13 protein-coding genes are annotated in these 12,452 nt (G+C 59.5%); 9 read left to right on the top strand and 4 right to left on the bottom strand.

The window, feature by feature from the left end; all coding sequences use genetic code 11:
• Positions 1–12 precede the first annotated feature (12 nt).
• The 3 genes from groES to LC094_RS00375 form a co-directional block, all read right to left on the bottom strand.
• Positions 13–300, bottom strand: a complete 288-nt coding sequence (gene groES, locus LC094_RS00385; protein WP_226548997.1) for a co-chaperone GroES — start codon at positions 298–300, stop codon at positions 13–15.
• A gap of 178 nt (positions 301–478) precedes the next feature.
• The gene (locus LC094_RS00380; protein WP_226548995.1) at positions 479–1,300 is read right to left on the bottom strand and encodes a hypothetical protein; all 822 of its coding nucleotides are present in this window, start codon (positions 1,298–1,300) and stop codon (positions 479–481) included.
• Complete coding sequence (locus LC094_RS00375) at positions 1,284–1,928, bottom strand: DUF2161 domain-containing phosphodiesterase (protein ID WP_226548993.1); 645 nt, start codon at positions 1,926–1,928, stop codon at positions 1,284–1,286. The genes LC094_RS00380 and LC094_RS00375 overlap by 17 nt, the downstream gene beginning before the upstream one ends.
• Before the next feature lie 136 nt (positions 1,929–2,064).
• Here LC094_RS00375 and LC094_RS00370 point away from each other — a divergent pair, with 136 nt between their 5' ends.
• The 4 genes from LC094_RS00370 (at position 2,065) to LC094_RS00355 (ending at position 4,680) form a co-directional block, all read left to right on the top strand.
• Complete coding sequence (locus LC094_RS00370) at positions 2,065–2,985, top strand: manganese-dependent inorganic pyrophosphatase (RefSeq protein ID WP_226548991.1); 921 nt, start codon at positions 2,065–2,067, stop codon at positions 2,983–2,985.
• Between the two features lie 73 nt (positions 2,986–3,058).
• Positions 3,059–3,775 (top strand): hypothetical protein, encoded by a 717-nt coding sequence (locus tag LC094_RS00365; RefSeq protein WP_226548989.1) that lies wholly within the window; start codon positions 3,059–3,061, stop codon positions 3,773–3,775.
• Positions 3,776–3,842: 67 nt separating this feature from the next.
• Positions 3,843–4,211: a hypothetical protein gene (locus LC094_RS00360; RefSeq protein WP_226548987.1), complete on the top strand. Its 369-nt coding sequence runs from the start codon at positions 3,843–3,845 to the stop codon at positions 4,209–4,211.
• Positions 4,204–4,680, top strand: coding sequence for a GNAT family N-acetyltransferase (locus LC094_RS00355; RefSeq protein ID WP_226548985.1), 477 nt, complete (start codon positions 4,204–4,206; stop codon positions 4,678–4,680). The genes LC094_RS00360 and LC094_RS00355 overlap by 8 nt, the downstream gene beginning before the upstream one ends.
• A 71-nt stretch (positions 4,681–4,751) precedes the next feature.
• Here LC094_RS00355 and LC094_RS00350 read toward each other — a convergent pair whose 3' ends face one another.
• The gene (locus tag LC094_RS00350; RefSeq protein ID WP_226548983.1) at positions 4,752–6,947 is read right to left on the bottom strand and encodes a primosomal protein N'; all 2,196 of its coding nucleotides are present in this window, start codon (positions 6,945–6,947) and stop codon (positions 4,752–4,754) included.
• Positions 6,948–7,691: 744 nt separating this feature from the next.
• Here LC094_RS00350 and fsa point away from each other — a divergent pair.
• The 5 genes from fsa (at position 7,692) to LC094_RS00325 (ending at position 12,347) form a co-directional block, all read left to right on the top strand.
• On the top strand, positions 7,692–8,345 hold the full coding sequence (fsa, locus tag LC094_RS00345; protein ID WP_226548981.1) for a fructose-6-phosphate aldolase: 654 nt from the start codon (positions 7,692–7,694) through the stop codon (positions 8,343–8,345).
• Positions 8,346–8,508: 163 nt separating this feature from the next.
• The gene (locus LC094_RS00340; RefSeq protein WP_226548979.1) at positions 8,509–10,302 is read left to right on the top strand and encodes a glycosyltransferase family 2 protein; all 1,794 of its coding nucleotides are present in this window, start codon (positions 8,509–8,511) and stop codon (positions 10,300–10,302) included.
• A gap of 73 nt (positions 10,303–10,375) precedes the next feature.
• Positions 10,376–11,098, top strand: a complete 723-nt coding sequence (locus LC094_RS00335) for a DUF484 family protein (protein ID WP_226548977.1) — start codon at positions 10,376–10,378, stop codon at positions 11,096–11,098.
• Complete coding sequence (locus tag LC094_RS00330; protein ID WP_226548975.1) at positions 11,095–12,027, top strand: tyrosine recombinase XerC; 933 nt, start codon at positions 11,095–11,097, stop codon at positions 12,025–12,027. The genes LC094_RS00335 and LC094_RS00330 overlap by 4 nt, the downstream gene beginning before the upstream one ends.
• A 134-nt stretch (positions 12,028–12,161) precedes the next feature.
• Complete coding sequence (locus LC094_RS00325; protein ID WP_226548973.1) at positions 12,162–12,347, top strand: hypothetical protein; 186 nt, start codon at positions 12,162–12,164, stop codon at positions 12,345–12,347.
• Positions 12,348–12,452: the final 105 nt, after the last annotated feature.

Below are 12,452 nucleotides of genomic sequence, written 5' to 3'. Positions count from 1 at the left end.
TCTCAGGCTCGCTTAGGCGATGATGCCGAGAATGTCCGACTCTTTCATGATGAGAAGCTCTTTGCCGTCCACGGTGATTTCCGTGCCGGACCATTTGCCAAAGAGGACGACATCGCCTTCTTTGACGGAGGGAGCGATCAGCTCGCCGCTGTCTTTGCGAGCGCCTTCGCCCACGGCAACGACTTTGCCTTCAGCGGGCTTTTCTTTTGCGCTATCGGGGATGATGAGACCACCGGCGGTCTTTTCTTCGCTCTCAACACGTTCGACCACAACGCGGTCGTGCAGCGGTTTGAATGCCATCTTCGAGGCTCCTTCGCTCAAAGTTTCCAGTTCATCCACCCTGTCGGGCGGGGGTAAATCAATCGTTAGCACTCACCTCAGGAGAGTGACAACGACGCATAGTTAGGAAGGAGGTGGGAGTGAGTCAACAGGGGAGATTGGGAAAATTGTGCTGCGGGGCGGCGGGAAAGTTAAACACTTACACACTAGGAAGCATTTTTTGAAGAACGCCGACAGCAGATGTATTGTGAACAAAATCGACAATTTTGTCGGCAACCTTCGACTCCGAGAACCGCTCTGATGAAAGAACCATAGGAATCTTTGGCAGGGGATAAATAATCTTACCCCAGAACCCCTCATAACCACCCCTTACAACAGTAAACTCCAATCCCAAGCAAAAGAAACTGTGCGACCACAACTTCTGACCATCATATGTTATTCGCGATGCAACGGGTGTGCTGAAAAGAAAGGGAGAGAACCCTCCCTCGTGAACTCCGTCATACACGGTAACTATTAACAAGCACTTCGATGGGAAAGGCCCCTCTGACACAAGATATTTGCGGACTTCCTCTTCAAAGTTTCGCCCCATGGAGCCGATATAACTCCTAACATCGTAAGCGGTCGAGACATTGCTGCGCCAGAAAATGCCCAAAGCAAAACTAGCTAATTGTTCTATATCGACTAACGCAGCAGCTTGTTGGGCAGAGACAGCTCCTCCCCCTTCTTCTTGGACATGTCGACAGAGACTGATCTTCTCACTCTCCTTTGCATCAACGAGAGAGTAGAAATAATCTTCTCCAACTTTGAAAAGATCCTCACACTCACGGCAAAATAATCTCTGGACGATCTGCCGTGAGGTCAGCAAGGAAGTACCATCTACTGGTTGAACCTTTACCAGATCACTTTCCTTAGTGGCTCCGGCATCTCGAACCCTATTGTATACGCCCCGCGGCATAATATGACTCTTGAGCAATTTAGCCTCGCGGCGACAGAGCCTGCACTCGTCAATATGCTGTACCATCTAAAACCACCCCATAAACCCCCACCTCAACCTTCTCAAACCACCCATAATGATTGTCCCGCATCATCCGGGTGGCATTCTTCACCCCCGTAGCCTGTGCCACCTCAGCCCCCTTAGAGGGCCCATGCTCCAACAAATACGCCCGGCATTTCTCCGCGTCCTGACGGTAGGCGGTCACGCGGCCACCGGCTTTTGAGCCGCCCAGATTGGGGTCGCCTTCCCGCCGAGCGAATTCGGCCAAGAGCTTTTCCGTCTTCGCCTTATTCTTGCGCGGCGTGAACGGTCGGGGATCATGATGCACCTGCACCGAACTCTCCGCCACATTCACCGAGATCACCCCAAGCCCCAGCCGCTTACAAAGCCCAAGATTTCCCTTGAACATCCGCCAGCCCGCCTTGCCCTTCCACCGGGGCACGGCGAGGTAGACGTGATCACTCATAACTTGGCGCGCCACACCTTGTTGCAAGAGCTGGAGGGTAAAGCCGGTTTTCAGCTCGATGATGACAGGCACGCCGTCTTTGACCGCCACAACATCCGCGTCCCGCACCTCTGATTTCACCTCATATCCCAGCGCTTCGAAATGCGCTTTGACAGGGGGATAGAGGTCGGTTTCGCGGAGTTTCGTCATAGGCTCTGTGATAGCGTGGGCACACAGAGGAACCAAGACGAAAGACCCCCTCCCTGTGAGCGTTCACAGGAGGTGACAAGCCATGCCGCACCGCCTATAAGGCGGGCGAAATCACAGGAATCCATGGGACAGACATATGACCACGCTTGTTTTCGGCCACAAATCCCCCGACACCGACTCCACCGGCTCCCCGCTGATCTGGGCTTGGTATCTTAACGAAGTCAAAGGCGTTGACGCCAAAGCCGTTCTGCTCGGCGAGCCGAACACTGAGGCCGCTTTCGTTGTCGAGAAGTGGGGCTTTGACAAGCCGGAGATCATTTCCGAGGTCGCAGAGGGCCAAGACGTCGTCATCGTCGACACCAACAACCCGGCCGAACTGCCGGACGCGATCAACGACGCCAACGTGACCGCGATCATCGACCACCACAAACTGGTTGGCGGTCTGGAAACCAAAGGTCCGATCGACATCACCATCCGTCCGCTCGCCTGCACCGCGACCATCATGTACGACCTGATGGGCGACGACGCCGACAAGATGCCCGACAACATCAAAGGCGCGATGCTCTCCTGCATCCTGTCTGACACGCTGGAATTCCGCAGCCCGACCACCACCGACGTGGACAAGGCGCTGGCCGAGAAACTGGCTTCCGAACTGAACATCAATCTGGGCCAATACGCCTCTGAGATGTTCGAAGCCAAATCCGATGTGGCCGCCTTCTCGGATGCCGAGTTGATCCGCATGGACTCCAAGGAATACACCGTTGGCTCCACCGACCTGCGTGTCTCCGTGCTGGAAACCACCGCGCCGAAAATGATCCTCGACCGCAAGGACAGCCTGATGGCCTCCATGCCCGCCGTGGCCTCCGAGGATGGCGCTCATGAAGTGCTGCTTTTCGTTGTCGATATTCTCAACGAGGAAGCCACGCTTCTGGTGCCCAACGACACCGTGAAAGCCATCGCAGAGGCCTCCTTTGGCTGCACCGTAGAGGGCGACACCGTGGTCCTGCCGGGCATCATGTCCCGCAAGAAACAGATCATCCCGAACCTCAAAGTCTGATCGACTTTTCAGGATTTATGAGCTTTGAAAGGGGTGCGGTCCGTCCGCGCCCCTTTTTGTTTGGTTGTGTCTCATGTCGTTCAACGCCCTGCACCTTTGGCTGTTCACGCTCCTTTATGTGCTCGCCACATTCGGCGCCATGCCGATTCCTCTGGGAGAGCTGTTCGAGAAATTTCCAAGTGCTGTCAGTGACGGCCTCATAAGCGCGCTGTTTTTCACGCTATTTATCGGCCTCGCCCTCGCGCCCCTCTTCGCGCCTCTGGCGCTTCTGCTGCCAACCCCTTCCGTGGCGGTCCGCACCCTGATCTCGCTCCTCTGGTTGCCAAGTCTCCTGATCCTGATCATGTCAGGCCCCGGCACAACGCATATCTTTCTCTATCTCTTCGTCACATGGGCCGCGCTGATCGGTCTTTGGGCACATCGCTCCCGCAGAGGAAAAGCCCTCCTCCTCGTTGTCACTTTGATCTCGCTCTGGTCCCTCTTTGCCATGACCCGCGCCGTTACGCAGATCGCAAGCCTGACCGAAGGTGAGCCCTATTGTGTCGCCCGTTCCGGCGACCCGATCACCTCTATCGCGGAGCTGCGCGGGCTTGCGTTTTACACCGACGAAACCGGGTTTAAATCCAGCAACTTCTGGACCTTCCACGGCGTGCTGCTCACAGAGGCGCAGGAATGGAACTGGTCCGCCAAAAGCCTGCGCTTCGAGGCGATCCCTGCCCCGGTCTTCCCCGGAACGCGCCGCCCGGATTGTCCACTTGAACCACATTTCCTGCACAAACATCTTTTCTGAGTGCCCCCAAACCTTGCGCGCCACGGCAGATCAGGGTTCAAAGGCCAGACCCATTTCGGAGATGCCCATGTCCAACATCCTGCTGTTTCGCCTCAGCGCCTGTCTCTTCTTCGCGCTCTGTGCGGGGCTTCTTTTGGCCCCCGGCCTCTTCGGCACGATCTTCGGCATAGACCCTTCGACGGGCGCCGAGGTCATGGCCCGCCGCGCAGGGCTTCTCTTCGCGCCTCTGGGCCTGCTCTATCTGCAACTGGCGGACATAGAGCACCCGAAAGTCCAACGCGTGCTGCTCTCCGCCGGAACCATTTTCCTGATCACCATCGCGATGCTGGGCCTCACCGAATGGGCCTTGGGTCGGGTGGGTCCCGGCATTCTGGTGGCCGTGATCACCGAGGTCCTCTTTGCCGCCCTCTACCTGAAAGCCCTGCGCCATGCTTAAAACGCCCGACTTCATGCGCGAGATGAAACGCGGCGAGGAACCCGCCGTCGCGGACCTCCTGACCGCCGCGTTCGGCCAAAAGAATGAGGCGCAACTGGTCGAGACCCTGCGCAAATCCCGCGCCATTGCGGGCGAAATGGTCCTGCCCATGGCGGGCGAGGTGATCGGCTACGCGGCGCTTTCCAAAATGACCGCGCCCAAGGGCTGGCTCTGCCTCGCCCCTGTCGCGATCCGCCCGGACCTGCAATCACGCGGTTACGGGCGTCGTCTCGTGGGCATGATCACCCAATGGGCGGAACTCTCGGGCCAAACCCTCGTCGTTTTGGGCGATCCGGCGTTCTATTCCCGCTGCGGCTTCACACCGATCGCGGAGGGATTTGCTTCCCCCTACCCGCTGGATCACACGCTGGCCGCAGGCCCGGCAAAGGCCAAAACCAAAGAGCTGATCTACCCGAAGGCTTTCGGCTGAGCGGCTTTCTTTTGTCTGTAAGTATCCCGGGGTGAATTGCGCATCGCGCAAGAGGGGCAGCGCCCCTCACCTCACCAAAAACTCTGCGGATCAATGTCGATCTGAAGCCGGACGTTGTTGGGCAGTTTCACCTGCCCGACCCAAGCGGCCAGTGCGGCCTGTATCGGTGCGGTCTTCTCGGCCTTGACCAGAAAGCGGATGCGATGCCGCCCGCGCACACGGGCAATCGGCGCAGGCGCAGGCCCGAAAAGCTGAGCGTTGATGCGTTGCAGCGGCCCCGCAATGCGAGAGAGATGATTGGCGACATCCGTCACCACCGCCAAATCCGGCCCCGACAGAATGATCCCTGCCATGCGCCCATAGGGCGGCACGCCCGCCATTTTGCGCTCGGCAGCCTCGGCGCGCCAAAAGCCCTCTTCGTCGCCCGACAGGATCGCGCGGATAACTGGATGCTCGGGCTGATAGGTCTGCAACAGCGCGACGCCCTTTTTCTCCGACCGACCGGCCCGCCCCGCGACCTGACGCATGAGCTGAAAGGTGCGCTCGGCGGCGCGCAGGTCCGACCCTTGCAGCCCCAGATCCGCGTCGATCACGCCGACGAGCGTGAGGTTCGGGAAGTTATGCCCTTTCGCCACCAGCTGCGTGCCGACGATGATGTCCGTGTCGCCCTCAGCGATCAGTTGAATCTGCTCTTTCAGCGCCCGCGCAGAGGCAAAGAGGTCGGAGGAGAGCACCGCACATTTCGCCTCCGGGAAGCGTTCGGCGACCTCCTCGGCCAGACGCTCGACGCCGGGACCGACGGGCGCCAGCCGCCCCTCGACGCCACAAGACGGACAGGCCTCTGGCATCGGCTTTGTCTCACCGCACTGATGGCACATCAGGCGTTTGAGAAACCTGTGTTCAACCATCCGCGCATCGCAATGATCGCAAGCGATCTGATGCCCGCAGGCGCGGCAAATCGTGACGGGTGCGAAGCCGCGACGGTTGAGGAACAAAAGGCTTTGCTCGCCCCGCTCCATCCGCTTTTTCACCGCGCCGACCAAAGTGTCGGAGATAAACCGAGTTGAGGGCAGCTTTTCCCCCCGCATATCGAGCGCATGCATGTCGGGCATCACGGCGGGGCCATAGCGGCTCTCGAGATCGAGGCGCTTGTACTTGCCCGCCTCGACATTGGCCCAGGTCTCCAAGGACGGCGTGGCCGAGGCCAGAACGACCGTCGCAGAGCACAGCGACGCGCGCAGCACAGCCATGTCGCGGGCGTTGTAATGCACCCCGTCCTCTTGCTTATAAGAGCCGTCGTGCTCCTCATCGACCACGATCAACCCAAGGTTTTGAAACGGCAGGTAAAGCGCAGAGCGCGCGCCGATCACCACCTGCGCGCCGCCTTCGCCGACCATTTTCCAGACGCGGCGGCGTTCGGTCATGGTGACGCCCGAGTGCCATTCGGCAGGCCGCGCGCCAAAGCGTTCTTCGAAGCGGGTGAGGAAAGCGGAGGTGAGCGCGATCTCGGGCAAAAGCACAAGGGCCTGCCGCCCCTGTTTGAGACATTCAGCTACGGCTTCGAGGTAGACCTCGGTCTTGCCGGACCCTGTGACGCCCTTCAAAAGCGTGGTGGAATAGCGCTCGGCGGCGACATCTTCGCGGAGTGCGCTTGCGGCGGCCTCTTGCGCTTCGGTCAGCTCTTTGCCGGGCGCACTGGCATCGAGGCGGCGATAGGGCAGATCGCGGGGCGTGTCCTCTTCGATCACCGCGCCCGAGGACAGCATCCCCTTGACGACTGAGGCCGTGACCCCCGCCGTGTCAGCGAGTTCCTTAAGCGTAAACGACAGCCCGCCGTATTCGTCCAAGGTCTCCAAAACCTTTGTGCGCGCCTCGGTTTCACGCGGCGGGCGCCCCTCGCCCCGGCGATACACCTTGCGCATCCCCGGCGGGTTCATCAGCCCCGGCGCGCGGGTCGCGAGGCGCAGCATGGCAGGCATGGGGGTGAGTGTGTAGGCGGCGACTTTTTCGAGGAACTGCCGCATCTCCTCGCGCATCGGCGCGAGGTCCAGCACCGTCGAGATCGAGCGCGCCTTTGAGAGATCAAAGCCGCCAATGCCCTCGCCCCAGACACAGCCCAGAACCCTGCGCGGGCCCAGAGGCACCTCGACAAAAGCGCCCATGGCGACACCGCCCTCGGGCGCCTTGTAATCCAGCGTCCGGTCGAGCGGTTCACAGGTCAAAACGGCAACCAGATGGCCTTCGGGGTAAAATTCGGCGTCACGCATGGCACCAGCTTTAGGAGGTTTCGACGGAGGGGAAAAGCCGCGAATGAGTGCGCATCTGTGTCAGGCGCTTTCAACCCTCCATGCGGCACACCGAGCGGCCATCCGGGTTTGCAGACGATACCAAAGGAATTCCGAGGTTGCAGTTGCCGCGCCCCCTGATACGGCGAACACACTCCAAACAGCGGCCTGTTCCAGCGGAGGATTAAACTGCAATTCCCAAAGCGACATCAGCACAAGAATGTAAAAAACCACGAGCCACCCTAAAAAAGCAAGGCATCGCGCAAAGGTTGTCTTTCGCAGGCTACGCTTGCCCTCAGCCAAGAACCGCTATGCGACAATAACGAAAAGCGGATAACCGGATATGGGGAAGATATATGCCATCGCCGGGAATAAACTAAATGTATTGAAAGAAGGCCAGAATGCAGAAAACAGGCCCCTCGACGAGGGCGTAAAAGACAAGCCTCCCAAGGCCAAACAAAATCTTTCGCGCAAGGGACCAAACGCTCCGACGGGCGCCCATCAAAAAAATCTCCGCATAAAACCTGACTTCACTCGATCACACGTGGGACAGGCAACCAATGAGCAAAGAGAAAGGGCCTCCCTCGAAGTTAGCGCGAACAAAGCGCCTGTATCTCACACGGTTTTGCCTTTCTCCGCGTCCCGTGATGACGTATGAGTGCACCGGAAGAAGCGGTTTGAGACACGCCGCACATCAAAGCCTGTGACACACAAAAGGGACGCCCCATGAAATTCTTTGTTGATACCGCCGATGTGGATGCCATCCGCGAGCTGAACGATCTTGGCTTCGTGGACGGTGTGACCACCAACCCGTCGCTGATCAAGAAATCCGGTCGCGACATTCTCGAAGTGACGAAAGAGATTTGCGACATCGTCGATGGCCCGGTCTCCGCAGAAGTTGTGGCGCTCGACTATGACGCCATGGTCGCAGAAGGCCGCAAGCTGGCGCAGATCGCCGACAACGTTGTGATCAAGCTGCCGTTGACGCTCGATGGTCTCAAAGCCTGTAAAACGCTGGCTTCCGAGGGTCACAAGATCAACGTGACGCTTTGTTTCTCCGCGAACCAAGCGCTTTTGGCTGCAAAAGCCGGTGCGACCTTCATTTCGCCGTTCATCGGGCGTCTGGACGACATCAACCTCGACGGGCTTGAACTGATCGAAGACATCCGCACGATCTACGACAACTACGGCTATGAGACCGAAATTCTCGCCGCTTCGATCCGCACCGTGAACCACATTTCGGATTGCGCGAAAATCGGTGCCGATGTGATCACGGCGCCTGCCAATGTGATCAAGGCGATGGCGAACCATGTGCTGACCGACAAAGGTCTGGCGCAATTCGTGAAAGACGCCGAAGAGGCTGGCATCAAGATCGTCTGATCTTAGCCCTCTTTTCAAAACAACAAGACGCCTCCATGCCAAACTTTCGGGCCACATGGGGGCGTTTTTCTATTTTTAAATCATCACACTTATACCCCTTTCAAAACCCGGCTTCCCACGCCAAGATGTGCGGGGTTTTAAGACAAAAGTGAGCGGCAAGCGTATGAGCGACACGGAACAGAAATTTGAGCTGGGGGGCCTGATCGTCCCGAATGACCCCGCGCTGATTTCTCCGAAAATCGCGCGTCGGCTCAGCCGCCAGAACTACGCCAAGGCGAAACTCGCGCATTTGGACAAGGTCCTGCGCCCCGGCGCGCGGCTTTTGGAGCTGGGCACGGAAATCGGCGTCGTGGCCGCGATTTCCGCCAAGACCAAAGGCGTCGAACGTGTCGCCGCCGTCGAAGTCAACCCGGCCTATAAGGACTATATCACCGCGCTCTGGGCCCAAAACGGGGTCGAGAATGCCACGCTTTACATCGGCATGCCGGTGGAGCGCGCGGGCGTGAAAAAGGCCGAATTTTACCTGCGTGATCCGCTCTGGGACAGCTCGCTCGCCCCGGAGGCGGACAGGCCCAGCGAGACCGTCACGCTCGAAAACCTGCCGCTGCCGAAGCTGATCGAGGAGGTGGATCCGACGGTGATCCTCTGCACGCTTCAGGGCTTGGAACTGCCTTTGTTCGACGCGGCCGATCTGAACCGGGTGGATCATCTGATCATCGAGGTGACGCCCGCCGTCTACGGTCAGGACGCGTTGCGCGAGTTCGTCGACATGCTGGGCACCAAAGGATTTATGCCCGCCCCCGACACCGAGGACGGCAAGCGGATGATCTGTTTCGAGCGGGTGAAAGTGCCGGGTCAGGTGCCCGAGGGCGCGATGATGCCGCGCAGGCGATTCCGTGCAGCGGCGGAGCAAACCCCGCCGCGCGTTTTGGTGCCGACCTGCATGAAAAACGAAGGGCCGTTCATTTTGGAATGGCTCGCCTGGCATCGGGTCGTGGGCGTCACGGATTTCCTGATCTTCACCAATGATTGCACCGACGGCACGGATCAGCTTTTGGACCGACTCGACGACATGGGGCTGGTGCATCACCTGCCCAACCCGGCGCTGGGTCAGGAGGCCACGAATTTCCAGCCGGTGATGCTGCGCTACCTGCCCTACACCCGCGAATTTCGCGAGGCGGATTACGTGATTTCGATGGATGTGGACGAGTTCATCAACATCCGCGCAGGCGACGGGCGGTTTGCCGATCTGGTGGAGGCGGCGGGCGACTTTGACGTGCTGTCGATGTCCGAGATCAACCATGGCTCGAACGATCGGCTGCGTTATGAGCGCGGCTGGCTGACCGAACAATTCCCCGGCCATCAGAACCCCGGCCCCGGCGAGAAGAAAGCCCATCGTGGCGTCAAAAGCATCACCAAGATGAGCCCCCGCGTGACCGCCGTGCGCAACCACCGCCCGGACCTGTCGGAAAGTTTCGGCACGGTGCGCTGGCTCGATGGATCGGGACGGATGCGGCGCGAGTTTTTGGACGATCCGGAGGCCAATGGCTTTGATTGCCGCGGGGCTTACGATCTGGTGTCCTTGGACCATTTCCCGCTGCGCTCGCTCGAATCCTTTCTTGTGAAAATGCATCGCGGTGATGTGGTGGTGGCCAATAAAATGGCCTCGAACCGCTATTGGCGCACCCGCAACCACCATGATTTCACCACCAGCGACCTGAGCCACCTGCGCGCCGCCGCCAAGGCCGAATATGAGCGCCTGTTGCAAGACACCCAATTGGCCGCGCTGCATGACGCCGCCTGCGCCGCCCATGAGGCGCGAATTTCTGCCCTCGAAGGAGAGCCGGAATTCGAAGACCGCAAACGTTGGATTTTCAACGAGGCCTGGCACAGCGAGGTGCCCGAAGCCTACCGTGACGCCGTTGTCGCGACAGAGGATGAGACGCAAGAGGCTTGAAACGGGCCTCCCCTGCGGTCATAGTTGGCTCAACGACCGGAAAACCGGCGGATCGAGTAAACGACGAGGCAATATGAGCACCCAACTCCCCCGGGGCATCTCGCCCATGGCTGAAGAGCTGCGCGAAAAAATCATTTCCGACCCTGATATGGTGTTGGACGACCAAGACGTGATGCGCGCGCTGATCGCCGCGAATGAACGCAGCACAGGGTCCAATGTCGTCGATCTGCGCGGGCTGGCGATGGAGCGGCTCGAGGACCGACTCGACCGTCTCGAGGACACCCATCGCGGCGTGATCGCCGCCGCTTACGAGAACCTCGCCGGCACCAATCAGATCCACCGCGCCGTGTTGCAGCTTTTGGAACCCACCGAATTCACCCCGTTTCTCAAGGCCTTGTCGGGTGAGATCGCCCAGACCCTGCGCGTCGATTCCGTGCGGCTTGTGTTGGAGACCAAAGTCGAAAACGACGAACCCGCCACGCGCAAGCTCGGCGATGTGTTGATCACCGCAGAGCCCGGTTTCATCGAGGCCTATATCACTTATGGCCGCAATGTCCCCGTGCGCGCTGTCACCCTGCGCCAAGTCGCACCGGAGACCGATGTGATCTATGGCGACAACACCGGGTTTATTCATTCCGAGGCCTTGATGACCTTGGATTTCGGCCCCGGTCGCCTGCCGGGACTGTTGGTGTTCGGGTCTGAGGACCCGCATATGTTCCGCCCGACCCAGGGCACCGATCTTTTGACCTTCTTCTCCGGCGTGTTCGAAAAATTGATGCGCCGCTGGCTGGGATGAGCCTCAAGATCACAGAGGGGATGCGCGACACGTTGGCGCGCTGGCTCGATCACGAGCGCGCGTTGAAATCCGCCTCCGAGAACACGATCACTGCCTACGGGCGCGATGTCTCGGGCTGGCTCAGTTTTCTCGCTGAACATGAGGGCGGTGGCTTTGGCCCCGCCCAGATCGCCAAGCTGCGCATCACCGACATGCGCGCCTGGATGGCGCGTGAGCGCAGCCGGGGCGTGGCGCCGCGTTCGCTGGCGCGGTCTTTGTCGGCGGTTAAAACCTTCACCCGCTGGCTGGCCGAACGCGACGGGTTTGACGCCACTGCGGTGCTCTCCACCCGCTCGCCGAAGTTTCAAAAGAAGCTGCCCCGCCCGCTGTCGCCGGACGCGGCCAAAGAGATGCTTTCGACGGTCGAGGTGCAACATGACGAGCCTTGGATCGCGGCGCGCAATGTGGCGGTGGTGACGTTATTATACGGCTGCGGTTTGCGGATTTCAGAGGCCCTGTCGCTGACCGGCGGGGATGTCCCTCTGGGCGAGGTGATCCGTATTGTCGGCAAGGGCAACAAGGAGCGCATCGTGCCGGTGCTGCCCGCCGCGCGGCGCGCGGTCGCGGACTACGTGCGGCTTTGCCCCTATGATATGACGCCAGAGGCACCGCTGTTTCGCGGTACCCGTGGCGGCGCCCTCAACCCGCGTTTGATTGCGAAGGTGACCGAAGCCGCGCGCATGCAGCTTGGCCTGCCTTCTTCCGTCACGCCCCACGCGATGCGCCACTCCTTCGCCACGCATCTGTTGAATGCGGGCGGTGATTTGCGGGCGATTCAGGAGCTTTTGGGCCATGCGTCTCTGTCGACGACTCAGACCTACACCGCCGTCGACAACGCGCGCCTGTTGCAGGTCTATGAGGCCGCCCATCCGCGCGCCAAACAGGGCTAGAGCGTCCGAACCTCGCCTAAAAGCCATGTTTTCGTTTTTGCGGAACCGCTTTAAGTTTCTATGAGAGCTTACGATTTCTTCACTTCCTCTGCCCTAAACTCGGGGCACGTTTGGGGCAGTTTTGGGGATGACAGATGGCGGACGACACACAACCTACCGGACCGAATTTGCGCGAGGTCGCCACGATCACACGGATCACGCAGGAAGACTTCTTTGCGCAGCTGGCACAGGCTTTGGCGCTTTACGATCAGGATGGCGACGGGCTTTTGACCGAAGAAGAATGGAAATGGGTCGAGGACGCCTATAAGGACGCGGGCTGAGGTCAGATCCATTTATCTAAAATCTTAGAGATAAAGCACCGGTAAAACGCTGGCCCGGATCGGCATTGCAAACTTGGTTTCTGTTTTATCAACCTTTCGGCGCGA

The organism is Celeribacter naphthalenivorans, from assembly GCF_020524585.1.
In the GTDB taxonomy this organism is placed as follows: domain Bacteria; phylum Pseudomonadota; class Alphaproteobacteria; order Rhodobacterales; family Rhodobacteraceae; genus Celeribacter; species Celeribacter naphthalenivorans.
The sequence above is the reverse complement of the archived record's forward strand: the minus strand, read 5'-3'. Positions and strand labels throughout refer to the sequence as shown.

Coding starts and splice junctions, on each gene's coding strand:
- LC094_RS00355 (WP_226548985.1), top strand. CDS start 4,204: ATGCTTAAAACGCCCGACTTCATGCGCGAGATGAAACGCGGCGAGGAA.
- LC094_RS00365 (WP_226548989.1), top strand. CDS start 3,059: ATGTCGTTCAACGCCCTGCACCTTTGGCTGTTCACGCTCCTTTATGTG.
- LC094_RS00375 (WP_226548993.1), bottom strand. CDS start 1,928: ATGACGAAACTCCGCGAAACCGACCTCTATCCCCCTGTCAAAGCGCAT.
- groES (WP_226548997.1), bottom strand. CDS start 300: ATGGCATTCAAACCGCTGCACGACCGCGTTGTGGTCGAACGTGTTGAG.
- LC094_RS00325 (WP_226548973.1), top strand. CDS start 12,162: ATGGCGGACGACACACAACCTACCGGACCGAATTTGCGCGAGGTCGCC.
- LC094_RS00380 (WP_226548995.1), bottom strand. CDS start 1,300: ATGGTACAGCATATTGACGAGTGCAGGCTCTGTCGCCGCGAGGCTAAA.
- LC094_RS00335 (WP_226548977.1), top strand. CDS start 10,376: ATGAGCACCCAACTCCCCCGGGGCATCTCGCCCATGGCTGAAGAGCTG.
- LC094_RS00340 (WP_226548979.1), top strand. CDS start 8,509: ATGAGCGACACGGAACAGAAATTTGAGCTGGGGGGCCTGATCGTCCCG.
- LC094_RS00360 (WP_226548987.1), top strand. CDS start 3,843: ATGTCCAACATCCTGCTGTTTCGCCTCAGCGCCTGTCTCTTCTTCGCG.
- LC094_RS00330 (WP_226548975.1), top strand. CDS start 11,095: ATGAGCCTCAAGATCACAGAGGGGATGCGCGACACGTTGGCGCGCTGG.
- fsa (WP_226548981.1), top strand. CDS start 7,692: ATGAAATTCTTTGTTGATACCGCCGATGTGGATGCCATCCGCGAGCTG.
- LC094_RS00350 (WP_226548983.1), bottom strand. CDS start 6,947: ATGCGTGACGCCGAATTTTACCCCGAAGGCCATCTGGTTGCCGTTTTG.
- LC094_RS00370 (WP_226548991.1), top strand. CDS start 2,065: ATGACCACGCTTGTTTTCGGCCACAAATCCCCCGACACCGACTCCACC.